A 24538-nucleotide genomic window follows, 5' to 3' on the forward strand; every position below is an offset into this window, starting at 1 on the left:
CCCCGCGCGGCTGGACAGCCCGCCCGCCCCTCTCCCCGTACAACGACGCTTCCGTGGGTCCTGGCGTCGTCCGTCCCGCCATCGAAGAGACCGCATGATGCCGCCCAAGTCCCCCCAGCCGATGTTCGACACCGTCCTGATCGCCAACCGGGGCGAGATCGCCTGCCGGGTGATCCGCACCTGCCGCAGGCTCGGCATCCGCACCGTCGCGGTGTTCTCCGAGGCCGATGCCGATGCGCAGCACGTACGCCAGGCCGACGAAGCGCATTGCATCGGCGGCCCGCGGCCCGCCGACAGCTACCTGCGGGGCGACGCGATCCTGGAGGTCGCGCGCCGGACCGGCGCCCAGGCCATCCATCCCGGCTACGGCTTCCTCAGCGAGAACGCCGAGTTCGCCGACGCGGTTGAAGCCGCCGGCATCGCCTTCATCGGCCCCCGCGCCGCCTCGATGCGCAAGATGGGCAGCAAGGCCGGCGCCAAGGACCTGATGCAGGCGGCCGGCGTGCCGGTGGTACCGGGCTACACCGGAGAGGACCAGTCCGCAGACCTTCTGCAAGCCGAGGCCGACCGGATCGGCTATCCGCTGATGATCAAGGCCGCGCACGGCGGCGGCGGCAAGGGCATGCGCATCGTCCGTGCCGCCGCGGAGTTCATTTCCAACCTCGAGAGCTGCCAGCGCGAGGCCCGCAACGCCTTCGGCAAGGATCGGGTACTGCTGGAACGCTACGTCGAGAAGCCGCGCCACATCGAGATCCAGGTCTTCGGCGACCGCCATGGCGCGGCGATGCACCTCAACGAGCGTGAATGCTCGGCCCAGCGCCGCTACCAGAAGGTCCTGGAAGAATCACCCTCGCCCTTCCTCACCCCCGAGCTGCGCCAGGCCATGGGCCAGGCCGCGGTGCAGGCCGCACTGGCGATCGATTACGTCAACGCCGGCACGGTCGAGTTCATCGTCGGCCAGGACGGCCAGTTCTATTTCATGGAGATCAACACCCGCCTGCAGGTGGAGCACCCGGTCACCGAGATGGTCACCGGGCTGGACCTGGTCGAGTGGCAGCTGCGCGTCGCCGCCGGCGAGGCGCTGCCGCTGGCGCAGGACGCGGTCCGCCAGAATGGCCACGCGATCGAGGTCAGGCTCTACGCCGAAGACCCCGAAGCGGGCTTCCTGCCGGGCTCGGGGCGCCTGGAGCGCCTGCGCCTGCCGGCCCCCGATGCGCACGTGCGCATCGACTCGGGCGTGGTGGAAGGCGACACCGTCACCATCCACTACGACCCGATGATCGCCAAGCTGATCGTCTGGGACCTGGACCGGCCGCGTGCACTCGCGCGCCTGCGCGATGCGCTCGCCGCGTGCGCGATCGAGGGCCCGAAGTCCAACATCGCCTTCCTCGAGCGCCTGGCCCGCCATCCGGCGGTGGTCGATGGCACGATCGACACCGGCTATCTGGACCGTCACCTGGAGGAGTTCACCGCCGTCGACGAGGCGGTCGACGCACGGATGCTGCTGGCCGCCGCCGCGGCACGCCTGATGGCCCAGGAGCGCCAGAGCCGCGAACAGGCACTCGCCTCGCATGATCCGGGTTCCCCGTGGGCCATCAGCGACGGCTGGCGGCTCGGCCACGGCGGTCGCCGCAGCCTGGCCTTCCTGCACCGCGATGAGCGGCTCGAACTGCATGCGCAGGGCAGCGGCGGCGACTACCGAATCGAATACGACGGCCGTGCCCATGACGTCCGTGGCGCCCGGCCGCTGGCCGATGGCGTCCTCGGTTTGCGTATCGATGGTCAGGGCCTGCGCGTTTCGGTGAACGTCGATGGACCGATGTGGGTGGTCCACGACGGTCGCCAGCGGCTGCGACTGCAGTCCGTGGCGATGTATCGCCGCGAAGGGGGCAGCGACAGTGCGGCCGCCGACAACGTCCTCGCGCCGATGCCCGGGCGCGTGGTGGTGGTGAAATCGGCGGTGGGCGACGCGGTGGTCTCGGGACAGGAGCTGATGGTGATCGAAGCGATGAAGATGGAACTGAGCCTCAAGGCTCCCCGCGACGGCACCATCGCCCGTATCTCCGCCGCCGAGGGCGAATTCGTCGAGGCCGACGCGGTCCTCGTCGCCCTGGAGGTGGCGTGAGCCGCCCTCGCGCCGCCCTGCTGGGCGCCGGCGCGGCGGTCCTGCTGCTGGTGCTTGCGGGATGTGGCCAGGACGGGGTGGACCCCGGCAAGGCCGCGGCGACCGGACCCGTCGAGACGGGCGCCGACGACGATTGCCGCGCCATCGCGATGGCACGGGCCCTGCCCGCGGCGACCATGATCGCGGGGCGGCCGCTGGCCTGGACTCAGTGCTCGGTCCAGGAAGTGGTCGCCAGTTATGGCAAGGAGGACGCCGATGGCAATGGCGACGACAGCTGCCGCATCGAGATCTCGGACTCGCGCTACCCGATCCCGGAGAGCGCCCGCGCGCTCGGCATGCAGGAAACCCTGGAGAACACGCGCGAGCTGATCCGCGAGATGGCGCGCGCCAACGTCGAGATGCTCGTCGAGTCGCGCAAGGCGCTGGAGGCCGAACCGGTCATGCTGCGCGTGCGCGGCGGTCCGTCGACGCTGCCGGTGGTCGGCAGCACGGCCACGGGCGACGCCTACGTGATTTCGGTGCCTGCGTCCGCGGACGTAGAGGTTGGCAACGAGCCCCTGCTCTCGCTGGTCAATGACCGCTACGTGCTCACGATCGAGTGCGACGCACCGGTGCGGGACCACGACCAGGCCCTGGCGCTGTACGCACCCTACGTGCGCGCGCTGAACCTGGGGGTGCTGCCGTGACGCCGGCGGTGCGCATCGTCGAGGTCGGCCCGCGCGACGGCCTCCAGAACGAAAAGGTGCAGGTCGCGACCGCCGACAAGATCGCCCTGATCGACCGCCTGTCCGCGACCGGGCTGCGCAGCATCGAGGCCACCAGCTTCGTCAGCCCGCGCTGGGTCCCGCAGCTCGCCGACGCGACCGAAGTCTACGCCGGGATCGCGCGCCGCGAGGGCGTCCATTACCCGGTCCTCGTCCCGAACGAAAAGGGCTACGAGCGCGCCCGCGAGGTCGGCGTCGAAGAGATCGCGGTGTTCACCGCGGCCTCGGAGGCGTTCAACCGCAAGAACATCAACGCCTCCATCGACGAATCGCTGGCGCGTTTCGCGCCGGTGCTCGAGCGCGCGCGCGACGACGGCGTGCGCGTGCGCGGCTACGTATCCACCGTGCTCGGGTGCCCCTACCAGGGCGAGGTGCCGCTGGCCGACGTGGTCCGCGTGGCGCGACAGCTGCATGCGATGGGCTGCTACGAGGTCTCGCTGGGCGACACGATCGGCGTGGGCACCCCTGGCAAGGCACGCGAGATGCTCCTCGCGGTCGCCAGCGAAGTGCCGTTGCCGGCACTCGCGGTGCATTTCCACGACACCTACGGACAGGCGCTGTCGAACATCCTCGCCTGCCTGGAGGCGGGCGTCGCCGTGGTCGACGCCTCGGTCTCCGGGGCCGGCGGCTGTCCCTACGCGAAGGGCGCCAGCGGCAACGTCGCCACCGAGGACGTGGTCTACATGCTCCATGGACTGGGCATCGAGACCGGGGTAGACCTCGACGCACTGGCCGCGACCGGGCGCTGGCTCGCGGGACGGCTGGGCCGGGAGACCGGCAGCAAGGTCGGGCGCGCCCTGGACGGCGGAGCCGGCTGATGAGCCGCCACTCGAGCGCCTCGTCGCCTGTCGGCACCCCCCGCATGGCGGGCGCCGGCACGGTGGATGCGCTCGACCTGGCGATGTCGCGCGACGACGTCCCCGACGACATCCGCTCCCTGCTGGCCGAGGCGCGCGACGCCCTGCAGGCCTCGCTCGAGAGCGCCGAGCATGCACGGCAGCGCTACGACGCCCTCTTCGACGCGGTGCCCGACCCGGTCAGCATCATCGACCACGACGGCATCGTGCTCGACCTCAACAAGGCGGGCATCGCCGCCTACCGCCGCAGCCGCGGCGAGATCATCGGCCGGCCCATCCATGTCCTCAACCCCGAACTGCCGCGCGACCACCTCGTGCCGGTCCTGGAGACACTGGACCGGGGCGAGACCTACGTCATCGAAGTCACCAACATGCGCGCCGACGGCACACGGTTCCCGGTCGAGGTCCACTCGGCGGCGATGCAGTACGACGGCCGCCCGGCGCTGGTCGCGGTCGCGCGCGACCTCAGCGGCCGTCGCGACGCGGAACTGCGCTACCGCGAGCTGGTGGAGACCCTGGACCAGGGCATCCTCGTGCAGGACGCCGCAGGCCATTACCTGTTCGCCAACGCCACCGCGATGCGGATCTTCGGCATCGGCAAGGGCCGCCAGCTCGAAGACGAGCTGCAACCCCAGCACTGGCGCATCATCGACGAACACGGCCGCGAGATCTCAGCCAGCCAGTTGCCGGCGCAGCGGGCCCTGCACTGGGGGCGCACGATCGAAAGCACCCTGCTGGGCTTCTACCACCGCGAGCGGCGCCACCTGACCTGGCTGTCGGTCACCTCGGTGCCGCACTATCCGGCCGGCGGCGACCGCCCGCGCCAGGTGCTGTCGCTGTTCACCGACGTCACCGCGCTCAAGCGCGACAGCGCCCTGTTCGACCGCGCGCAATCGCTGGCGCAGATCGGCGGCTGGGAGTGGGACACCGGCCGCAACCACTTGTACCTGACCGACGAAGCCCAGCGCATCATCGGCAACCACCCCGCGCCCCAGGACATGGACGGCCTGCTGGACTGCCTGCGCGACCGCGACCGCGCCCGCCTGCAGGAGGCCATCGCACGCGCGCTGGCGACCGGCTACGGCATCGACCTGGAACTTGAGGGCGTGCGCGGCAGCGGGCAGTCCTTCTGGATCCGGGTGATCGGCGAAGCGATCGTCGGCTCCGCGCACAGCGCCCGCCTCACCGGTACCCTGCAGGACATCACCGACCGCCGTCATGCCGAGGAATCCCTGCGCCAGCAGGCCCGCACCGACCCGCTCACCGGCCTGCTCAACCGCGACGCGATCCTGCAGGAGCTCGACGGCTGGCTGGAGGACGCGAGCGACGCGCAGATCGCCGTGCTCTACATCGACCTGGACCGCTTCAAGGTCGTCAACGACGTGCTCGGCCATGCCGCGGGCGACCGCCTGCTCGCCACGGCGGCCAAGCGCATCGAGCGCGCGGTCGACGTCGAGGGCCTGCTGGCGCGCTTCGGCGGCGACGAGTTCCTCGTCGTGTGCATGCTCCACGACGATCCCGACCGGCCGGAGCGGCTGGCCGACGCGATCCTCGCCAGCTTCGCCGAGAACTTCCGGGTCGACGGCGAGGAGTTCAGCATTACCGCCAGCATCGGCATCGCCCGCTCGCCGCGGGATGGCATGGGGTCGCCGCAGCTCATCCAGAGCGCGGACGTGGCGATGTACGACAGCAAGCGCCGCGGGCGCAATGGGCGCCAGAGCTTCACGCCCGAACTGGCCGAGCAGCAGTTGCAGCGACTGCAGCTGGAAACCCACCTGCGACGCGCGGTGCGCAACGACGAGTTCCACCTGGTGTACCAGCCGCAGGTCGACCTCGCGAGCGGCCGCCTGAGCGGCGCGGAAGCCCTGATCCGATGGCGCAACCGTTCGCTGGGCGAGATGCGTCCCGACCGCTTCATCGACCACGCGGAGACGACCGGCGACATCGTCGGCATCGGCCGCTGGGTGCTCCGGGAGGCCTGCCGCCAGCTGCGCAACTGGCGACAGGACGGGCTGGCGATCGAACGCATCGCGGTCAACGTTTCCTATCGCCAGTTCCTCAGCCAGGACCTCATCCAGAGCGTGCGCGAAGCCCTGGGCGAGACCGGGCTGGAAGGGCGCATGCTCGAGCTGGAGTTCACCGAGCGCGTGCTGATCGAGGACGAGCCCGACACGCGCCGCGCCTTCGACGAACTGCGCGCCATGGGCGTGGCCCTGTCCATCGACGACTTCGGTGAAGGCTACAGTGCCCTCAACTACCTGCGCCGCCTGCCGATCACCGGCCTGAAACTCAGCCAGCTTTTCGTGCAGGGGATCCCCGACAACGAGTCCGACGTCGCGGTCTGCCAGGCGGTCACCGGCATCGCCAACAGCCTGGGGCTCGGCGTGGTCGCCGAGGGCATCGAGCAGGTCACCCAGCGCGATTACCTGCTGTCGATGGGGATCACCACCGGCCAGGGCTTCCTCTATGCCCCGGGCCTGTTGCCCAACGAACTCCTGCAGCGGTACCCGCGCCTGGCCGTCCGCTAGCCTTGGCATCGGGCCGCGTGGACCTCATCGTCTGCGCCGCATGCTGCCGAGCACGTCCAGGCCCTCGCCTACGACCTCGTCGCACGCATGCATGAGTGGGCCGGACAGGCGGCGCTCGACGTGTACATGGACGAGCCAGGACGCCAACAGCATCAGGGACAGGGTGCCCCAGAACAACAGGTGCGGGTCGAGCACGGGCCCGGCCAGGTTGAAGATCATGTAGCCAATGTTCTGGTGCAGCAGGTAGAGCGGATAGGTCAAGGCTCCCGCGAGCAACCAGCGCCGCCTCGCCAGGGGACCGGTCCAGCGCAGTGCGACCATGGCCATCACCGCGAAGTAGGACATGATGATCGCCACCACGGCGCCACGGTTCATCCGGGTGTCGTAGCGCTGCTCGAACAGCGGCAGGCCGCCGAGCGCGTCGCGCAGGGCCATGCCCAGGCACGCGGCCAGCATGCCCCAGCGCGCCGCGCTCGCGCCCGAGGACCAGACCAGGTAGCACACGGCGCCGGCGATGAAATACGGTGCGTAGTCGGCGATCAGCAGCAAGCGCAGCATCGGCAGGGGCATCGGCAGGAACGCCAGCACGATCGTCGCCGCCAGCCATCCCAGCAGCAGGGCCTGGACCCGGCCGATCAGCCCGAGCATCAACACCAGCGAGACCATCGCGTAGAACTGGATCTCCACGAAGAGCGACCAGTAGACGCCGTCGATGGATGCCACGCGCACGAAACCGTTCAACATCGTCATGTTGACCAGGTACTGCACGAAGGTCGCCGAGAAGTGCGGCGCGCCGATCAGCAGGATCGCAAGGAAGGTCAGTGAACAGCAGACCCAGAACGCCGGGTAGAGACGGGCGATCCGGGACACCACGAATTTCCTCAGGCTGCCATTGGCGGCCGTCATCAGGATCACGAAGCCGCTGATCATGAAGAACAGCTCGACGCCCATGAAACCGTACTTGGCGATCGACTCCAGCAAGGGGTAGGCCAGGGTCGTGCGGTCGCCACCGGCAAAGCCCCGGAAGGCGTAGTGGTAGAACACCACGGCCATGGCCGCGACGAAGCGCAGCAGGTCGATCTCGTTCACGCGCAGCGCGGGACGCGCTTGGGCAAGGCTTTGTTCCCCCACGGTCGACGATGACCCTCGGCTCCGGACTCACGAATGACAAACGCAACCCGCGCGGACACCGGGCCACCGGCGGGCACCGGGGCCGCCCGGGGCTCCCGGCGGGTCCCCGTGGGCCTTAGAATGGTCGGCTCATCCGCGTGGAAACCATCGTCATGCAGCTTGCCTCCTCCCTCGCCATCATCACCGGCGGCGTGTCCGGCCTCGGCCTCGCTGTCGCCGAGCACCTGGTCGCCCACGGCGGCAAGGTCGCCCTGTTCGACGTCAACGACGAAAAAGGGGCCGCGGCCGTGGCCGCGCTCGGCGAGGCGAACGCACGCTACTTCAAGACCGACGTCACCTCCGAGGATGGCGTGGCCACGAACGTCGCCGCGGCGCGCGATTTCCTCGGCGGGCTGAACACCGTGGTCAACTGCGCCGGCATCCTGGGTGCCGGCCGCGTCCTCGGCCGCGAGGCGCCGATGCCGCTAGGCAACTTCCAGGCCACCGTGATGGTCAACCTGGTGGGCAGCTTCAACGTGGCCAAGGCCGCCGCCCACCTGATGCAGCACAACGACGCCGGCACCGACGGCGAGCGCGGCGTGATCGTGAACACGGCCTCGGTCGCGGCGTACGAGGGCCAGATCGGCCAGGCGGCCTACTCCGCCTCCAAGGGCGGCGTGGTCGGCATGACCCTGCCGATGGCGCGCGAACTGGCCCGCTTCGGCATCCGCGTCATGACCATCGCCCCGGGCGTGTTCTGGACCCCGATGGTCGACGGCATGCCCGACTCGGTGCAGGAGTCGCTCGCCGCCTCGATCCCCTTCCCCTCCCGCCTGGGCCAACCGAAGGAGTTCGCCGACCTGGTCGCCTACATCCTCGGCAACACCTACCTCAACGGCGAGACCATCCGCCTGGACGGCGCGACGCGGTTGGCGCCGAAATAGGGAATGGAGAATGGAGAAAGGGGAATGGTTCAAGGCCCCTGCTCCATTCCCCATTCCCCATTCCCCATTCCCCATTCCCCATTCCCCATTTCCAACCAACATGAAAGCCAGCGATATCAAGAAGGGCAACGTCGTCGAGCACAACAACGGCGTGTACCAGATCCGCGACATCGAGCGCAGCTCGCCGCAGGGACGCGGGGGCAACGTGCGCTTCCGCTTCACCATGTACAGCGTGCCGGGTGGCAACAAGACCGATGCCAGTTTCGATGCCGACGACGACCTCAAGGAAGTCGAGCTGAGCCGCCGGCAGGCCACCTATTCGTACCGGGACGGCGATGCCTTCGTGTTCCTCGACGACGAGGACTACAGCCCCTACATGCTCGATGCGAACGTGGTCGGCGACGACGCGGGCTACATCGTCCAGGACCTGGCCGGCTGCTACGTCCAGCTGATCGACGACGCGCCGGTCGGCCTGCAGTTGCCGCAGACCGTGGTGATGGAGGTCGTGGACACGCCGCCCGAGCTCAAGGGCGGGACCGCGACGAAGCGGCCCAAGCCCGCGCGCCTGTCCACCGGCCTGGAAATCATGGTGCCCGAGTACATCAGCAACGGCGAGCGCGTGCAGGTGAACACCACGACCGGCGAGTTTTCCGGCCGCGCCGACTGACCGTGTCGCAGGGGGTGCGGCGGCAAGCCCCACCCCCATCGGCGCCACCATCGCACCGCCTCGCTAGCGTGCGCTTGCCCGCATGCGCGCCAGCCATTTGCCCGCCATCCGCGCCATCGACGCATCCGACGACGCGTCGCTCGCGATCGCCTGGATGTCGCGCCACGCCAACGCCAATGACTCGTCGCTGACGACGAACCTTTCGTCGTTCGTGGTCCTCACCACGTAGCGCACGTCGTAATGCCAATGCCCCGGCACGTCGCCGCGCGCGGGGATCCAGTGACGGTCGAGGTCGAACGGCGCCTCCTCCACCACCAGGCCGGCGAGGCCGGACTCCTCCTGGGCTTCGCGCAGGGCGACGCGGGCGAGGTCGCGATCGCCGTCCGCGTGGCCGCCCAGCTGCAGCCAGCGCCCGAGCTTGCGATGGTGGGTCAGCAGTACCCGTTCGCCGCTCGCGTCCACCAACCAGGCCGAACCGGTGAAATGGCCGGCGAGCCGGGCGCGCACGAAGGGGTCCGCGGAGTCGCCGAGGAGCCCGGCGAACTGCGTCGCCACCGCCTGTTCATCCGGCCAGCGACGGGCGTACTCGGCGAAAACGGCCGCCGGATCCTGCGATGCCAGCGGCGGCGTCGCGGTCGGCCAAGGGGGGGATTGGTCTGCCATTGCGTTCTGGAGCACGGGGGAAACGCAGTGGAGTATGCGCAAATCCCGCATGCTGCGCCCTCCCTTGCCCACTATTTCTTCACTGGGTTATGGTGGCCCGCCGCACGACTCGCCGTGCGTGCGATCGACGCCACGCGGGCGTGATTCTTCCTTGGGGAACCGGATGCCGAACAACGCAGATGCACGGGGCCGTCCGGCCGCCTACGTCCATGCCGTGGACGCCCGCGCCAGGGGCGCTGGTCGACTGCGCCGCAACGCCACGGCCGCCCGCGCATGACGTCCATGACCCGGCCGCCCAGCCTGTTACAGGCGTTCCTGCCCCTGTTCTTCCTCGCCGCGCTGCTGGCCTGGGCCGTGCATGTCTACGGCGCCGACGCGTCCTATGGCGCCAACCAGGTCTCGCTCATGCTCGCCGCCGGCATCGCCGCCCTGGTCGGGCTGCGCAACGGTCTTGGCTGGGGCGAAATGCAGGAGAGCCTGGTCCATGGCATCTCGCTGGCGATCGTGCCGATCTTCATACTGCTCGCCGTAGGCGCACTGATCGGCACCTGGATCCTCAGCGGCACCGTCCCGACCCTGATCGTGTACGGCCTCAAGTTGCTGCACCCCTCCTTCTTCTATCCCGCCGCCTGCCTGATCTGCGCCATCGTCGCCCTGGCGATCGGCAGTTCGTGGACGGTCGCGGGCACGCTGGGCGTGGCCCTGATCGGCGTCGCCAGCGGCCTGCACATGTCGCCCGCGATCACCGCCGGCGCGGTCATCTCCGGCGCCTACTTCGGCGACAAGATGTCGCCCCTGTCGGACACGACCAACATCGCGCCCGCCGCCGCGGGCAGCGAGCTGTTCGCCCACATCCGCCACATGGTCTGGACCACCGGTCCCAGCATCGTGCTGGCCCTGCTCCTGTTCACCGCCGTGGGCCTGGGCAGCACGCCCGCACCGGGCACCGAGGGCGGCTTCGGCGACCTGCCGGCCATCCTCGGCGGCCAGTTCAACCTGGGCCTGCACCTGCTGATCCCGCTGCTGGTGGTGTTCGTGCTGGCCATGCTCAAGTTCCCCGCCTACCCCACCATCATGATCGGGGCGCTGCTCGGCGGCGTGTTCGCCGTGCTCTTCCAGCCCGAGCTGGTGGTCAAGCTGGCCGGCAAGGAGGGCCTGTCGCAGCCGATGGCGCTGATGACCGGCGTCTGGAGCGCGCTGGCGGACGGCTACAAGGCCGACACCGGCAACGCGGCGGTGGACGAACTGCTCAGTCGCGGTGGCATGAGCAGCATGCTCAACACGATCTGGCTGATCTTCTGCGCGATGGGCTTCGGCGCGATCATGGAGAAGACGGGCTTGCTGGAGCGCATGGTCCGCAGCGTGCTCAAGGCCGCCAGGTCGACCGGCGCGCTGATCACCGCCACCCTGGCCACCGCCATCGGCGCCAACGCCGTCGCCGCCGACCAGTACATGTCGATCGTGCTCACCGGGCGCCTGTACCGTCCCGAGTACGAGCGCCGCGGCCTGGCCCCGGTCAACCTGTCGCGCGCGCTCGAGGACGCCGGCACGATCACCTCGCCGCTGGTGCCATGGAACACCTGCGGCGCCTACATGGCCGCCACGCTCGGCGTCGCCACACTGGATTACCTGCCCTTCGCGTTCTTCAACCTCATCAATCCGATCGTGGCGGCGTTGCTGGCCTACGCGGGCTTCAAGATCCTGCGCACCACGCCCACGCCGAACATCGTGACCCACCCCTGACCCACCGCCTCACGGCCCGAACCGAATACCGACACTGCATATGGAAAAGACTTCGATCCACGGCATGTGGTCCTCCCGCATGGCATTCATCCTCGCGGCCACCGGGTCGGCCGTGGGCCTGGGCAACATCTGGCGGTTCCCGTACATGGCCTCCGACAACGGTGGCGGCGCCTTCGTGCTCGTGTACCTGGCCTGCATCGCCCTGGTCGGCCTGCCGATCCTGATGTCGGAAGTGCTGCTGGGCCGCCACGGCCGCCGCAGCCCGGTCAACGCCCTGACCGACCTGGTCCGGGACCTCGGCGCCTCGAAGGGCTGGATCAGCATCGGCTGGATCGGCATGGTCGCCGGCGTGCTCATCCTGAGCTTCTACAGCGTGGTCGCCGGCTGGACGCTGCATTACAGCTGGCTGTACTTCTCGCAGTTGTTCGGCGCGGCCCCGATCACGGACCCCGGCGCCACCTTCAGCGGCCTGCTGGGCAACCCGCTGGAGCTCTCCGCGTGGCACGCGGTGTTCATGGTGCTGACCGTGGCGGTGGTCGCGCTGGGCGTGGAGAAGGGCCTGGAGCGCGCCGTCCGCTTCCTGATGCCGGCACTGTTCATCCTGCTGCTGACCCTGGTCATCTACGGCATCACCACCGGCCACCTGGGCGAGGCCGCGGCCTTCCTGTTCAAACCCGACTGGTCCCAGATCAGCGGCCGCACCTTCATCGATGCGATGGGCCAGGCCTTCTTCACCCTGAGCCTGGGCATGTGCACGATGATGACCTACGGCGCCTACCTGCCCAAGGGCGTGTCCATCCCCCAGGTCGGCGTGACCGTGGCCCTGGCCGACACCGGCGTGGCGCTGCTGGCCGGCCTGGCGATATTCCCGATCGTCATCTCCTTCGGCATCGACCCCCAGGGCGGCGGCCCCGGCCTGATCTTCACCTCGCTGCCGCATGCCTTCAACGCCATGCCCTTCGGCATCGCGTACGGCCTGCTGTTCTTCGCCCTGCTGTCGGTCGCGGCCTGGACCTCCTCCATCTCGCTGATGGAGCCGGCCACCGCCTACCTCGTCGAGCGCGTCGGCATGGCCCGACGCAAGGCTGCGCTGCTGATCGCGGGCATCTGCTGGATCGTCGGCCTGGCCACGGTGTTCTCGTTCAACATCTGGTCCAGCGTCCGCGTGCCGGAGGGCATGGGCGTGATCAGCAACAAGAACGTCATGGACATGATCGAGTTCGTCTCGAACAACCTGATGTTGCCGCTGGGCGGCCTGCTGATTGCGCTGTTCGCCGGCTGGGTGGTCAAGAAGAGCCTGCTCAAGGACGAACTCGACACCCTGTCGCCGGGCGTGCTGGCCCTGTGGCGCTGGGTGGTCCGCGTCGTCGCGCCGCTGCTGGTGCTGGCGGTGCTGATCAGTCCGTTCATCCTCGACTGAACGACTTCGCCGCATTTGCGTTGTTGGCCTACTCCCGGGGGGCCAACAACGCCTAAACTTGGGGCATGAGCGCACTCCCCTACGACCCCGAACGCCTGTCCCATTGCGCGGGCGAACTCATCGTCAACATCCGCGAGCTCGCCGCGCGGGGCTGGACCCCGGCCACGAGCAGCAACTTCTCGATGCGGATGGACGAACGGCACGCCGCCATCACCGTCTCGGGCGGCGACAAGGGCCGCCTGACCGAGGACGGCATCATGGTCGTCGACCTCGAGGGCCGACCGGTCGCGACCGACCGCCGGTCATCGGCCGAGACCCTGCTGCACACGCGCCTGTACCAGCGCTTCGGCGAGGTCGGCTGCGTGCTGCATACCCATTCGCTGGTGCAGACCGTCGCCTCGCGCCTGTACGCCGGCGCCGGCCATGTCCACCTGGAGGGCTACGAGCTGCTCAAGGCCTTCGCCGGCAACAGCACCCATGAAATGGCCATCGAACTGCCGGTCCTGCCCAACAGCCAGGACATGACCGTGCTCGCGGCCCAGGTCGATGCCCTCCTGGATGCCCAGTGCATGTGGGGCTATCTGATCGACGGGCATGGGCTGTACGCCTGGGGCCGCGACATGGCCGAGGCCCGGCGCCACCTGGAGGCGTTCGAATTCCTGCTCGCCTGCGAACTCGAAACGAGGAAACTGAAATGAGCCGCCTGCGCATCTTCGGCGACGCCGATCCCGCCACCCCGCGACTGTCGACCGACGACCCGGCGCGAATGGCCACCGAGCTGTCGCGCATCGGCGTGGCCTTCGAGCGCTGGGAAGCCCGGCAGCCCGTCGCCCCCGGCGACAGCCCCGAAGCGATCATGGAAGCCTATCGCGGCGACATCGACCGGCTGGTCGCCGAACGCGGCTTCCGCTCGGTCGACGTCGTCAGCATCGCGCCCGACCACCCGGAGCGCGAGGCGATGCGCGCCAAGTTCCTGGACGAGCACTTCCACAAGGAAGACGAGGTACGTTTCTTCGTCGCCGGCTCGGGCCTGTTCACCCTGCACGTCGACGACGCGGTCTACGAAATCCTCTGCGAGGCCGGCGACCTGATCGCGGTGCCCGACGGCACCACGCACTGGTTCGACATGGGGCCCTCGCCCAGCTTCGTGGCCATCCGCTTCTTCACCGAGCCCGATGGCTGGGTGGGCCACTTCACGGGCACCGACATCGCCCAGCGATTCCCCCGCTACGAGAAGGGCCAGGCCCTGTGAGCGCCGCCAGCGGCGGACCCGCCAGGCCGAAGGCCATCCTGACCGACATCGAGGGCACCACCAGCAGCATCTCCTTCGTCAAGGACGTGCTGTTCCCGTATGCGCGCCGTGCCCTTCCCGCCTTCGTGCAGACCCGCGGGCAGGAACCGGCGGTCCGCAAGTGGCTCGACGCGGTGGCCACCGAGAACGGGGGCATGTGCAGCGACCGCATGGTCTCGGAGGTGCTCCAGGGCTGGATCGACCAGGACCGCAAGCACACCGCGCTCAAGGCGCTCCAGGGCATGATCTGGGCCGACGGCTACCGCAGCGCGGACTTCACCGCGCACATCTATCCCGACGCCGCCGGATCGCTCAAGCGCTGGCATGCCGAGGGGATCCCGCTGTACGTCTACTCTTCCGGCAGCGTGCCGGCCCAGCGCCTGTTCTTCGGGCACAGCGATGCGGGCGACATGACCGCGATGTTCTCGGGCTGGTTCGACACCGAGATCGGCGGCAAGCGCGAAGCGGACAGCTACCGGCGCATCGTCGAGACCATGGGCCTGCCGGCCGCGGACGTGCTGTTCCTGTCGGACGTCGTCGCCGAGCTCGACGCCGCCCGTGAAGCGGGGCTCGGCACGGTACTGGTCGATCGCCTGGAGGACTATCCCAGTCCGCGTACGGGCGAGGCCACGCATGGCCACGCCCGGGTCGAACGTTTCGACGCGCTCACGCTCGCCTGACGCCCCTCGCCGCGGGGCGTCCCGACGCTGTCTCAGTGCAGCGTCTCGCCCCGGGCCATCATCGCCACGAATTTCTCCGCGCGCGCCCGCCGGGTTTCCGGCTTCTTCGCGGTATGCACGCGCCAGCAGAAGGCATAGCGGTTCGCCCGGTCCAGCGTCTCGAAGAATGCCCGCGCCTTCGCATTGCGGGCCAGGGCCTCCGCCAGCGCTTCGGGCACCTCCATGCGACTGGACGACGCGTAGGCGGCGTCCCAGCGCCCGTCCAGTCTGGCGGCGTCGACTTCGCGCTGGCCGCCGGGGCGCATGCGACCGGCGGCGACCAAGGCTTCGGCCTTGGCCACGTTGACCTTCGACCACAGGCTCCGCGGACGTCGCGGGGTGAAGCGCTGCAGGAAGAACTGTGCGTCGAGTCCCCGCTTCAGGCCGTCGATCCAGCCATGGCAGAGTGCGACGTCCAGGGCCTGGGCATAGCTGATGCTGCGGGCGCCGCCATCCTTCTTGGCGATCTTCAACCAGATTCCGGGCGAGCCTTCGTGCGTTTCCAGCCAACGCTCCCACGCCGCTTCCGTGGCGAAGCGCCTGACCGGCAGCTCGGTGGGCAGCGCGCTCATTCGACGCCCGCCTCGCGTTCGACCAGCGTATAGGCCGTCGCGGCCCGCAGCTCGCCGCGCCAGCGGTCATGGGTCCGGACCTCGATCCGGTGCTCGCCGGTGGCGAGGTCGGTCGGCAGGCTGCCCCGCCACAGGTGCTGGGACGGCTTGGCTTCCGGCGCACGGTCGTAGGCACGCAGCGCTTCGGCGGCATCGTCGGCGAGGTTGGTGGCCAGCACCCGGGGATCGGCCTGCACGACCCGCGCCATCGGCTTCCATTCGCCGGCGTCGATACGGTATTCGACGCGGCTGTCGGCATCGCCCATGTAGACGTTGGCATACACCGCGAAACCCGGCCAGGCGCCACGCCGCAACACGCGTGGTGCGTGCAGCGACATGCCGGCCTGCTCGCCGCTCGCATCGCGCGCGGGCAGCCAGGCCAGCCGGTAGTCGCCGCGCGCATCGACGTCCATGCGCGCGTGACCGTTCGGGGTCCCGTCGCTCATCGTCGCATCCGGAATCCCTTCGGCATCGGCGACGCCGGACCAGAATGCGCCACAGGCGGCGCCGACGTTGTATTCGTGGAGCGGCTGCCGCCCGTGCCATCCGGTCGAGGGCCCGTGCCAGGCATGCTGCTGCACGTGGCCATGCCCGCTCAGCAGCAGCACGCGGGGAAAGGGTTCGAGCAGGCGGAACAGCCGCTCGCGATCCTCGTGCCGGAAGCTCTCCCGCCCCTTGCCCGTATCGAAGAACGGGATGTGAACCCCGAGCACGAGCAGGCGGTCGCGTCGCGCGGTCGCCAGGTAGGCTTCGATGAAGCGGAACTGGTCCTCGCGCAGGCCGCCGACATACGAAGGCGAGCCCCCGGGCATGTGCACCACGTCGTCAAAGAGCAGGAAGCTCGCCTGCGGCGTCTCCCAGGCGAAGGTGTCGGGACCGAAGTGGTGGCGGAAGGTCGCCAGCGAGGCGGCGTCGTCGACCGCACCCGCATCGAGGTCGTGGTTGCCCGCCACGTGCAGCCAGGGCACGCCCAGGCGCGCGGTCTGGGCGATCATCGCCGGGTACAGCGACAGGTCGTCGTTGACGATGTCGCCCAGGCTCAGGCCGAGGTCGGCAACCGCGTCGCCTGTCCCGCTCGCGGCGAGGATCGGCTCGACGATATCGCGCGCATAGTAATCGACGTCGACCGCCGACTTGGGTTGGGGATCGGCGATGATGCGGATCGCGAACGACGCGTCGCCCCGCCGGGCGTCGTCGCTCCAGAGGGCGAAGTCGCCGCAACCGGCGCCCATCGCGTCAGGCGCCCGCCAGAAGTCCGGCAGACCGTTCGCGGCGTCGGGGACCCGGTACCCGGGCGGCTTGACGATGAAGCGCGGACGATCGGCCCGGGCCGCCAACCGGTAGCGCCCATCGTCGCCGGTCTCCACGATGTCCACGCCGTCGGACACGCGCACGCCGGCGACGCCCGGCTCGCCCGGGTCATGGCGGCCATCGCGATCGTCGTCTTGATACACGACGCCGCCGGGGCACGCGGGCGCGGCCCGAACCTGGCCCGGCATTGCCAGCAAGGCGGCAAGCACGAACGGCAATGCGAACGAAGCAGACATCCATGCGTCCCGGTCGGATAGACCCGGCGATTATGCCCGTGCCCGGCCGGTGTCGCTCAACGGATCTGGTGGCGTTGCTTGAGCACGTCGACCACGTCGTCGAGCGAGAGCCCGCGCGCGCGCAGCAGCACCAGCAGGTGGTAGAGCAGGTCGGCCGATTCGTTGCACAGCGCCGCCTCGTCCTGGGCCACCGCGGCCAGCGCGGTCTCCACTGCTTCTTCGCCGACCTTCTGCGCGATCGAACGCGTCCCGGCGTCGAACAGGCGCGTGGTGTAGCTGGCCTCGGGACGGTCCTGCTGGCGCTGGGCCACGACCTGGCCGAGCTCGCCGAGGAAGTCGCCCGGGGCCTGCCTGAAACAGCTGCGCGTGCCCAGGTGGCAGGTCGGGCCACGCGGATTGACCAGGGCCAGCAGCGTGTCGTTGTCGCAATCGGCTTCCAGCGACACCAGGTCCAGGGTATTGCCGGACTGCTCGCCCTTCATCCACAAGCGCTTGCGCGTACGGCTGTAGAAGGTCACGCGGCGGCTCTCGAGCGTCGCCGCCAGCGCTTCGCGGTCCATGTACCCGACCATCAGGACGCGGAGCGTGGTCGCGTCCTGCACCACGACCGGCAGCAAGCCGGCCTGCTTGTCCCAGTCGAGCGCCCTGGATTCAGTCAACATGCCGCACCTCGATGCCGTTGCGTTTGAGTTCGCGCTTCAATGCCGGGATGGCGATGGCGCCGGTATGGAAGACACTGGCCGCGAGCGCGCCGTCCACGTCGGCCTCGTCGAAGGCCTCGACGAAGTGCCCGACCGTACCCGCGCCACCCGACGCGACCAGCGGCACGCGGCACAGTCGGCGCGCCTGCAGCAACTGTTCGATGTCGTAGCCCTGGCGGACGCCGTCGCTGCCCATGCAGTTGAGCACGATTTCACCGGCACCGCGTTCCTGCGCTTCGACGATCCAGTCGAGCGTGCGCCGCGCCAGTGCCCGGGTGCGCGCCGGGTCGCCGGTGTACTGGCGCACGCGCCACTCGCCATCCTCGTCGCGCAGGCTGTCGACGCCGACCACCACGCACTGGATGCCGAACTCCGCCGCGAGCTCGCCCAGCAGTCCGGGCCGCTCCAGCGCAGGCGTGTTGACCGATATCTTGTCCGCCCCGGCATGCAGCACGGTGCGTGCATCGCCAACGCTGCGGATGCCACCCGCCACGCAGAACGGGATGTCGATCGCACGCGCCACCCGTTCGACCCAGTCGCGGCCCACGCAACGTCCTTCGGGGCTGGCGGTGATGTCGTAGAAGACCAGCTCGTCGGCGCCCTCGTCGCGATAGCGCAGCGCCAGCTCGACGATGTCGCCCATGTCCACGTGGTCGCGGAAACGGATGCCCTTGACGACCCGGCCATCGCGCACGTCCAGGCAGGGGATGATGCGACGGCTCAGCATGCGGGGACTTCCAGCGCGAGCGCGTCCGCAAGCTCGAAGCGGCCCTCGAGCAGCGCCTTGCCCAGTACCGCGCCGGCGCAACCGGCCTCGCACGCGGCCTGGATGTCGGCGACGTCGCGGATGCCGCCGGACGCCTGCAGGCGCAGGCGTGGCGCCAGCGCGAGCACCTCGCGGTACAGCGACAGGTTGGGTCCGGCCAGGGTGCCGTCGCGGTCGATGTCGGTGCACAGCAGGTGGCGGATGCCGGCGGTGGAGTAGATGCCCAGCAGTTCGGCCAGGGTCAGCTCGCTGCGCTCGGTCCAGCCGGCAACGGGCAGGCGCCACTGGCCGTCGGCATCGCGACGCGTATCCAGGGCCACGGTCAGGCGTTCGGCGCCATGCGCGGTGGCCCACTCGATGACGCGTTGGGGCTCGCGCACCGCCAGCGAACCGACCACGACGCGGTCGGCACCGGCATCCAGGATCGCCTGCACGTCGGCGGCACGCCGCACTCCGCCCCCGGTCTGCACCTTGAGCGGGGTGCAGGCCTTGATCGATTCCACCAGCGCGGCCAGTCCGTAGCCGCCCGCGCGCGCCGCGTCCAGGTCGACCAGGTGCAGCCATTGCGCGCCCGCCTCGGCATACCGCCTGGCGGCCGCGAGGGGCTCGACGGGATAGCGGGTCTCGCGGGCGTAATCGCCCTGGTGCAGGCGCACCACGCGACCTTCCCGCACGTCGATCGCGGGCAATACGGTGAACGCACTCATGTCGCCTCCAGGGCGATGAAATTCTCGAGGATCCTCGCGCCGACGCCCGCCGAACGTTCGGGGTGGAACTGGGCGCCGAAACAGCTGCCCCGCCCGGCCACCGCCGTGAACGGCTGGCCGTGGGTGCTCGTCGCCAGGCTGTCTGGCCCCACCGGCGCCGCGAAGCCATGCACGAAGTAAGCGTGTTGACCGGGCGCCACGCCCTGGAGCAGCGGCGAAGCGCGGGCGATGTCCAGTGTGTTCCAGCCCATGTGCGGGATCCGCAGGCCCTCCCCGCCTTCCATGCGGCGCACGCGGCCCGGGATCCGGCCCAGGCATTCGACATCGCCCTCCTCCGAAGACTCATAGAGCAATTGCATGCCCAGGCAGATCCCCAGCAAGGGTTGGGGCAGGGATCGCACCACCTCGACCAGGCCGTGCGCGCGCAGTCGTGCCATCGCCGCACCGGCCGCACCGACGCCGGGCAGGATGACCTTGTCGGCGGCAAGGATGGTCTCCGCCTCCGCGCTCAGGGCCGCGTCCACGCCGAGCCGCTCGAGTGCGTACAGCACCGAGCCGATGTTGGCGCCACCGGAATCGATCAGGACCACGCGCATCAGAGCACGCCCTTGGTGCTGGGCAGCTCGCTGCCTTCCCGGCGGATCGCCTGGCGCAACGCGCGCGCCACCACCTTGAAGCAGGCCTCGACCTTGTGGTGGTCGTTGTCGCCGCGTACCTGCAGGTTGAGGTTCAGCCCCGCGGTCTCGCACAGCGAACGGAAGAAGTGCGGCACCATCTGCACCGAAAGCGCGCCGACGCGTTCGCTGCCGAAGCGGCCCTCGAACACGAAGTACGGCCGACCCGAAAAGTCCAGCGCCGCGCTGGCCAGGGTTTCGTCCATCGGCAGGGTGAAGCCGTAGCGACCGATCCCGCGCTTGTCGCCCAGCGCCTCGCGCAGCGCCTGGCCCAGGGCGAGGGCGCAGTCCTCGACGGTGTGGTGTTCGTCGATGTGCAGGTCGCCCTCGCACTCGACGCGCAGGGCGAAGCCGCCATGCTTGCCGATCTGCTCGAGCATGTGGTCGAAGAAGCCGATACCTGTCTTGACTCGGGGCTCGGCGACCTGGTCGAGGTCGACCTCCACCTCGATGCGGGTCTCGCGCGTGTCGCGACGAACGCGGGCAGTGCGCGGCGCGTCGGCCAGGGCATGGGCGATGCCCGGCCAGTCCCACTCGCCGCCGAACTCCTGCGTGCGCAGCTGGAAGGCACGGATGCCCATGTTGCGCGCGAAGGCGTTGTCGGTCTCGCGGTCGCCGACCATCGCCGAGCGATCCCAGTCGATCGACCGGTCCTTGAGGTAATGCATCGCCAGGCCGATCGCCGGCTTGCGCGTGGGGGCGTTGTCCGCGGGAAAGCTGCGATCGACCAGCACCTCCTCGAAGCGGATGCCCTGGCTCTCGAACACCTGCATCATCAATCCGTGCGGTCCGTCGAAATCGGCCTGCGGATAGGCGTCGGTGCCGAGCCCGTCCTGGTTGGTGACCATGACGAAGCGATAGCCGGCGTCGCGCAGGCGGAGCATGGCCGGCACGACGCCCTGGACGAAGCGCAGCTTCTCGAAGCGGTCGATCTGGTGGTCGGCCGGCTCCTCGATCAGGGTGCCGTCGCGATCGACGAACAATACCGGCGCCTTCAAGCCGCTCATGCGTCCACCTCGACGTCGAGCGCGGCGAGCACTGCGAGCACGCGGTCGTTCTGCGCCGGGGTGCCGATGCTGATGCGCAGCGCATCGCCCAACCGCGCCTGCGCGCGGACGTCGCGCACGACGACGCCGGCATCGAGCAGGCTGCGGTAGGCACGCTCGGCATCGACCAGGCGCACCAGCAGGAAATTGCCGTCGGACCGGTAGACCGCGCGCACCCCCGGCAAGTCCCGCAAGGCGTCGGCCAGTCGACCGCGCTCGGCGACCACGGCGTCGACCCGGGCCGAGGTGGCGCTGCGCGCGTCGTCCGCCAGCGCCTCGAGCGCTGCGCGGGCGCAGGGCGTGGCGATCGGGTACGGCGACTGGCAGCGCTGCAGGACCTCGATGAGCGCGGCGTCCGCCACGACCACGCCGATGCGCGCGGCGGCAAGCGCATGCGCCTTCGACAGCGTGCGCAACACGGCGACGTTGTCGTGCTCATCGATCAGTCCAATGGCGGATGCCTGGCCGGAGAACTCGACGTAGGCTTCGTCGACGACCACCACGGCCTGGTCGCGCAGGCGCGCGGCCAGGGTGGCGATGCGCGCCAGCGGGAGCGACGCGCCCACCGGGTTGCCCGGCGAACAGAGGAACACCAGGCGCGCGCGCGATTCACGACAGGCCGTCCCCACGCGATCGAAATCGCAGGCGAAGCCCTGTCCGTCGTCGACCAGCGGCGCCTCCACGACCGGCACGCCGTGGAGGCGCGCACAGACGGCGTACATGCCGAAGGTCGGCGGCGTGACCACGACGGCATCGCCGCCGGGCCGGCACAGGGCGCGGACCAGCAGGTCGATGGCCTCGTCGCTGCCGCGGCCGGCGAGCAGGCGCTCCGGCGCACAGCCATACAGGCCGGCCAGCGCCTCGCGCAGGCCGGGCGGCTGCGGCTCCGGATAGCGGCGCAGGGTGGCATCGCCAACACCCGCGTTCTCCCACGCCGACTCGTTGGCGTTCAGCCAGACATCGCCGGTGATGCGCATCTTGCGTGCCGACTGGTAGCCGGCGAAGTCGCGCAGGTCCTCGCGCACCAGGTCCATCACGCTCATGCGACGGCCTCCAGGCGCAGGGTGACCGCACGGCGATGCGCCTCCAGCCCCTCGGCCGAGGCCAGCTCGGCTGCGCACGGGCCCACCTGGGCCAGGCCCTGGGCCGAGACTTCCTGCACGGTGATCGCCACCTGGAAGCTGGACACGTTGACGCCGCTGCAATAGCGCGCCGCGCCGCTGGTCGGCAGCACGTGGTTGGTGCCGCTGCAATAGTCGCCCAGCGCTTCCGGGGCCCAGTCGCCGAGGAACACCGAGCCGGCGCGACGCACGCGCGGGAGCCAGCCACGGGCGTCGCGCAAGGCCAGGATGAGGTGCTCGGGCGCGTAGCGGTTGCTGATCCCGAAGGCCTCGTCCAGGGAGGCCACGCGAACGAGGTGGGAACAGGCCAGCGCCTGGCGCGCGATCGCCGCACGGGGCAGCCGCTCGAGTTGCGAACGCACTTGCGCGTCGACGGCCTCCAGCAGCGCGTCGTCGTCCGAGAGCAGGATCACCTGGGAATCGGGGCCGTGCTCGGCCTGCGACAGCAGGTCGGCGGCGACGAAGGCGGGGTTCGCGCCGGCATCGGCGATCACCAACACTTCGGAGGGTCCGGCGGGCATGTCGATGCCGACCGCGCCGGCACCGGAGGACACCTGGCGCTTGGCTTCGGTCACCCAGCCGTTGCCCGGCCCGAACAGCTTGTCGCAGGCCGGCACGCTCGCCGTCCCGCGGGCCATGGCCGCGATCGCCTGCACGCCGCCGATACGGTAGACGCGGTCGATGCCGCACACGCGCGCGGCGTGCAGCACCGCCGGGTCGGCGCGTCCGTCGGCGCGCGGGGGCGTGCACATCACGACTTCCTCGCAGCCCGCCAGTCGCGCTGGGATGCCGAGCATGAGGGCCGTCGACGGCAACGGCGCCGAGCCGGCCGGCACGTAGAGACCGACGCGGGCGATCGGACGCAGCATGCGCTCGCAGCGCACGCCGGGCGCGGTGTCGAGTGCGTAGTCCGACGCCATGCCCGCGCGATGGAAGGCCTCGATGCGCGTCGCGGCGTCCTCGATCGCGCCGCGAAGGCGGTCGGGCAGCGAAGCGGACGCCTCGTCCATCTCGGCGGCGCTGACGCGGGGATCGTCGAGGGCAATGCCGTCGAATCGCTGCGTGTATTCGCGCACGGCCTGGTCGCCGCGTTCGCGCACGTCGGCCAGGATCGCCGCGACCTGTTCGCTTACGTCGGGCGCGTTCATTTCCGCCGGTCGTGCCAGCAGCGCCGCGCGCGCGCCGGCATCGAGGCGGCTCCATTCGACCCGATTCATGCCAGCATGCCCTCCACCGGCAGGACCAGCAGTCCACGGGCGCCGGCGCGCTTGAGTTCTTCCAGGCGTTGCCAGGTCACTGCGCCGTGGCACAGGGCCTGGAGCGCGAGGCCATCGCCGCCGTCGATCTGCATGACGGTGGGCGACTCGGCATCCGGCAGCAACGGCAGCAGGCCGGGGACCGCCTCGCGGGAGGCCTGGAACATGAGCAGCTTGCTGTGGCGCATGCGCAGCACGCCATCGAGGCGGCGCAGCAGCAGTTCGGCGAGCGCGGCGCGACTGTCCTCGAAGGGCTTTACCGGTCCCGCCAGCACCGCCTCGCTCTCGAGCAGGGTGACCGTGGGCTTGAGCTGGTTGGCCGCGAGCGTGGCGCCGCTGGAGACCAGGTCGCAGATCGCGTCGGCCTGGCCGAGCTTGGGCGCGATCTCCACCGAGCCCGACAATTCCACGACGCCCGCGTCGACGCCCTGCTCACGCAACCAGTCGCCGAGGATGGCGGGGTAGCTGGTGGCGATGCGCAGGCCTGCCAGTTGTGCCGCCCCGCTCCATTCCCAGGTCTCGGGGATGGCGATCGACAGGCGGCAGCCGCCGAATCCCAGCGAGCGCCATTCCCGGAAGGCCGACGCGCCCTGGTCGCGCCGCAGGGCGATGTCCTGTTCCGCGAGGACGTTGCGGCCGACCACGCCCAGGTCGCAGACGCCGTCGCGGATCAGGCCGGGGATGTCGTCGTCGCGGACCAGCAGCAGGTCGATCGGCAGGCTTTCGCCGTAGCAGAAGAGGCGGTCGCGACTCTCACGCCAGCTCAGGCCACACGAGGTCAGCAGCGCCCGCGCCGGATCGGCGAGGCGACCGGACTTCTGGATGGCGATGCGCAGGCGGTCGCGACCGCCCTGTACCGGGGACTGGCTCATGCCGCCGACTCCCGGCTGGCGACAGGCTGGCTGCCCGCCAGCGCCGCGGCATAGCCGCCAGCACCGCGCTCGAAGGTCCGCGCGACGCGCCCGATCGTGGTCACGCTGACCAGGGTGCGATCGTGGATCTCCCGGTACGGCACGCCCTCGGCGACGAGCGGGACGACCCGCCAGCGGTCGGTCATCGCCTCCAGCTCGGCGGGGGTGCACAGGTCGACGAGGAACGCCTGCATGGCCTGGGTCGTGCGCAGGCCGAGCATGGCCCTCGCCAGCTGGGCGATGGAGTCCTCGACCTCGTCATCGGTGTGTCGACGCTTCATGGGCGGCTTCTAATGTATTAACGTGCTAATACATTAGACAAAGCGTACCAACGCGTCAATAACGGCGTGAGCGCTCCCGTTCAGCG

Annotated in this window: 24 protein-coding genes; 11 read left to right on the plus strand and 13 right to left on the minus strand. The window is 69.9% G+C overall.

The features are described 5' to 3' along the window. The first annotated feature begins 121 nt into the window (after positions 1–121). The 4 genes from FKV25_RS10765 to FKV25_RS10780 are packed head-to-tail and all read left to right on the plus strand — an operon-like array spanning position 122 to position 6274. Positions 122–2125 carry an acetyl-CoA carboxylase biotin carboxylase subunit gene (locus FKV25_RS10765; RefSeq protein ID WP_141518846.1) on the plus strand — a complete coding sequence of 668 codons (2004 nt, stop codon included), beginning with the start codon at positions 122–124 and terminating at the stop codon, positions 2123–2125. Next, positions 2122–2811, plus strand: a complete 690-nt coding sequence (locus FKV25_RS10770) for a hypothetical protein (protein WP_141518809.1) — start codon at positions 2122–2124, stop codon at positions 2809–2811. The genes FKV25_RS10765 and FKV25_RS10770 overlap by 4 nt, the downstream gene beginning before the upstream one ends. Further along, on the plus strand, positions 2808–3707 hold the full coding sequence (locus FKV25_RS10775) for a hydroxymethylglutaryl-CoA lyase (protein ID WP_141518810.1): 900 nt from the start codon (positions 2808–2810) through the stop codon (positions 3705–3707). The genes FKV25_RS10770 and FKV25_RS10775 overlap by 4 nt, the downstream gene beginning before the upstream one ends. Continuing rightward, entirely contained in the window at positions 3707–6274 is a 2568-nt protein-coding gene (locus FKV25_RS10780; RefSeq protein WP_141518811.1) for a sensor domain-containing protein, read from the plus strand. The genes FKV25_RS10775 and FKV25_RS10780 overlap by 1 nt, the downstream gene beginning before the upstream one ends. A gap of 24 nt (positions 6275–6298) precedes the next feature. Here the strand turns inward: FKV25_RS10780 and FKV25_RS10785 are convergent, their stop codons facing one another. Continuing rightward, positions 6299–7363: an acyltransferase family protein gene (locus FKV25_RS10785; protein ID WP_211345418.1), complete on the minus strand. Its 1065-nt coding sequence runs from the start codon at positions 7361–7363 to the stop codon at positions 6299–6301. Between the two features lie 194 nt (positions 7364–7557). Between FKV25_RS10785 and FKV25_RS10790 the strand changes: the two genes are divergently transcribed. Then, positions 7558–8328, plus strand: a complete 771-nt coding sequence (locus FKV25_RS10790; protein WP_141518812.1) for an SDR family NAD(P)-dependent oxidoreductase — start codon at positions 7558–7560, stop codon at positions 8326–8328. A 100-nt stretch (positions 8329–8428) separates the two neighbouring features. Continuing rightward, positions 8429–8995 carry an elongation factor P-like protein YeiP gene (yeiP, locus tag FKV25_RS10795; protein WP_141518813.1) on the plus strand — a complete coding sequence of 189 codons (567 nt, stop codon included), beginning with the start codon at positions 8429–8431 and terminating at the stop codon, positions 8993–8995. A gap of 63 nt (positions 8996–9058) precedes the next feature. Here the strand turns inward: yeiP and FKV25_RS10800 are convergent, their stop codons facing one another. Then, positions 9059–9658, minus strand: a complete 600-nt coding sequence (locus tag FKV25_RS10800; protein ID WP_141518814.1) for an NUDIX hydrolase — start codon at positions 9656–9658, stop codon at positions 9059–9061. Positions 9659–9940: 282 nt separating this feature from the next. Between FKV25_RS10800 and nhaC the strand changes: the two genes are divergently transcribed. The 5 genes from nhaC to mtnC all read left to right on the plus strand — a co-directional run bounded on the left by nhaC (position 9941) and on the right by mtnC (position 14792). Then, positions 9941–11401: a Na+/H+ antiporter NhaC gene (gene nhaC, locus FKV25_RS10805; RefSeq protein WP_246072056.1), complete on the plus strand. Its 1461-nt coding sequence runs from the start codon at positions 9941–9943 to the stop codon at positions 11399–11401. Between the two features lie 64 nt (positions 11402–11465). Next, positions 11466–12821, plus strand: a complete 1356-nt coding sequence (locus FKV25_RS10810; RefSeq protein WP_281286227.1) for a sodium-dependent transporter — start codon at positions 11466–11468, stop codon at positions 12819–12821. A 65-nt stretch (positions 12822–12886) separates the two neighbouring features. Continuing rightward, complete coding sequence (locus FKV25_RS10815) at positions 12887–13519, plus strand: methylthioribulose 1-phosphate dehydratase (RefSeq protein ID WP_141518817.1); 633 nt, start codon at positions 12887–12889, stop codon at positions 13517–13519. Further along, positions 13516–14073 carry a 1,2-dihydroxy-3-keto-5-methylthiopentene dioxygenase gene (locus tag FKV25_RS10820; protein ID WP_141518818.1) on the plus strand — a complete coding sequence of 186 codons (558 nt, stop codon included), beginning with the start codon at positions 13516–13518 and terminating at the stop codon, positions 14071–14073. The genes FKV25_RS10815 and FKV25_RS10820 overlap by 4 nt, the downstream gene beginning before the upstream one ends. Continuing rightward, positions 14070–14792, plus strand: a complete 723-nt coding sequence (gene mtnC, locus FKV25_RS10825) for an acireductone synthase (RefSeq protein WP_141518819.1) — start codon at positions 14070–14072, stop codon at positions 14790–14792. The genes FKV25_RS10820 and mtnC overlap by 4 nt, the downstream gene beginning before the upstream one ends. Positions 14793–14824: 32 nt before the next feature. Here the strand turns inward: mtnC and FKV25_RS10830 are convergent, their stop codons facing one another. From FKV25_RS10830 to FKV25_RS10880, 11 genes are read right to left on the minus strand one after another with little or no spacing between them, the layout of a single operon-like run. Further along, a complete protein-coding gene (locus tag FKV25_RS10830; RefSeq protein WP_141518820.1) occupies positions 14825–15403 on the minus strand; it encodes a YdeI/OmpD-associated family protein in 579 nt (192 codons plus the stop codon). Then, positions 15400–16989, minus strand: coding sequence for a calcineurin-like phosphoesterase C-terminal domain-containing protein (locus FKV25_RS10835; protein WP_246072057.1), 1590 nt, complete (start codon positions 16987–16989; stop codon positions 15400–15402). The genes FKV25_RS10830 and FKV25_RS10835 overlap by 4 nt, the downstream gene beginning before the upstream one ends. Before the next feature lie 56 nt (positions 16990–17045). Then, positions 17046–17651 carry a bifunctional phosphoribosyl-AMP cyclohydrolase/phosphoribosyl-ATP diphosphatase HisIE gene (gene hisIE / locus FKV25_RS10840; protein WP_141518821.1) on the minus strand — a complete coding sequence of 202 codons (606 nt, stop codon included), beginning with the start codon at positions 17649–17651 and terminating at the stop codon, positions 17046–17048. Next, a complete protein-coding gene (hisF, locus tag FKV25_RS10845; RefSeq protein WP_141518822.1) occupies positions 17641–18417 on the minus strand; it encodes an imidazole glycerol phosphate synthase subunit HisF in 777 nt (258 codons plus the stop codon). Before hisF ends, hisIE begins: the two co-directional genes overlap by 11 nt. Next, entirely contained in the window at positions 18411–19163 is a 753-nt protein-coding gene (hisA, locus tag FKV25_RS10850; protein ID WP_141518823.1) for a 1-(5-phosphoribosyl)-5-[(5-phosphoribosylamino)methylideneamino]imidazole-4-carboxamide isomerase, read from the minus strand. The genes hisF and hisA overlap by 7 nt, the downstream gene beginning before the upstream one ends. Further along, positions 19160–19759, minus strand: coding sequence for an imidazole glycerol phosphate synthase subunit HisH (hisH, locus tag FKV25_RS10855; RefSeq protein ID WP_211345420.1), 600 nt, complete (start codon positions 19757–19759; stop codon positions 19160–19162). The genes hisA and hisH overlap by 4 nt, the downstream gene beginning before the upstream one ends. Further along, positions 19759–20844 (minus strand): bifunctional histidinol-phosphatase/imidazoleglycerol-phosphate dehydratase HisB, encoded by a 1086-nt coding sequence (gene hisB, locus FKV25_RS10860; protein WP_141518824.1) that lies wholly within the window; start codon positions 20842–20844, stop codon positions 19759–19761. Before hisB ends, hisH begins: the two co-directional genes overlap by 1 nt. Then, positions 20841–21926 carry a histidinol-phosphate transaminase gene (gene hisC / locus FKV25_RS10865; protein WP_141518825.1) on the minus strand — a complete coding sequence of 362 codons (1086 nt, stop codon included), beginning with the start codon at positions 21924–21926 and terminating at the stop codon, positions 20841–20843. The genes hisB and hisC overlap by 4 nt, the downstream gene beginning before the upstream one ends. After that, entirely contained in the window at positions 21923–23221 is a 1299-nt protein-coding gene (gene hisD, locus FKV25_RS10870; protein ID WP_141518826.1) for a histidinol dehydrogenase, read from the minus strand. Before hisD ends, hisC begins: the two co-directional genes overlap by 4 nt. Further along, positions 23218–24132, minus strand: a complete 915-nt coding sequence (gene hisG, locus FKV25_RS10875) for an ATP phosphoribosyltransferase (protein WP_141518827.1) — start codon at positions 24130–24132, stop codon at positions 23218–23220. Before hisG ends, hisD begins: the two co-directional genes overlap by 4 nt. Then, positions 24129–24452 carry a YerC/YecD family TrpR-related protein gene (locus FKV25_RS10880; RefSeq protein ID WP_141518828.1) on the minus strand — a complete coding sequence of 108 codons (324 nt, stop codon included), beginning with the start codon at positions 24450–24452 and terminating at the stop codon, positions 24129–24131. The genes hisG and FKV25_RS10880 overlap by 4 nt, the downstream gene beginning before the upstream one ends. Positions 24453–24538 lie beyond the last annotated feature (86 nt).

This window comes from Marilutibacter aestuarii (assembly GCF_006546775.1).
Lineage (GTDB): Bacteria > Pseudomonadota > Gammaproteobacteria > Xanthomonadales > Xanthomonadaceae > Marilutibacter > Marilutibacter aestuarii.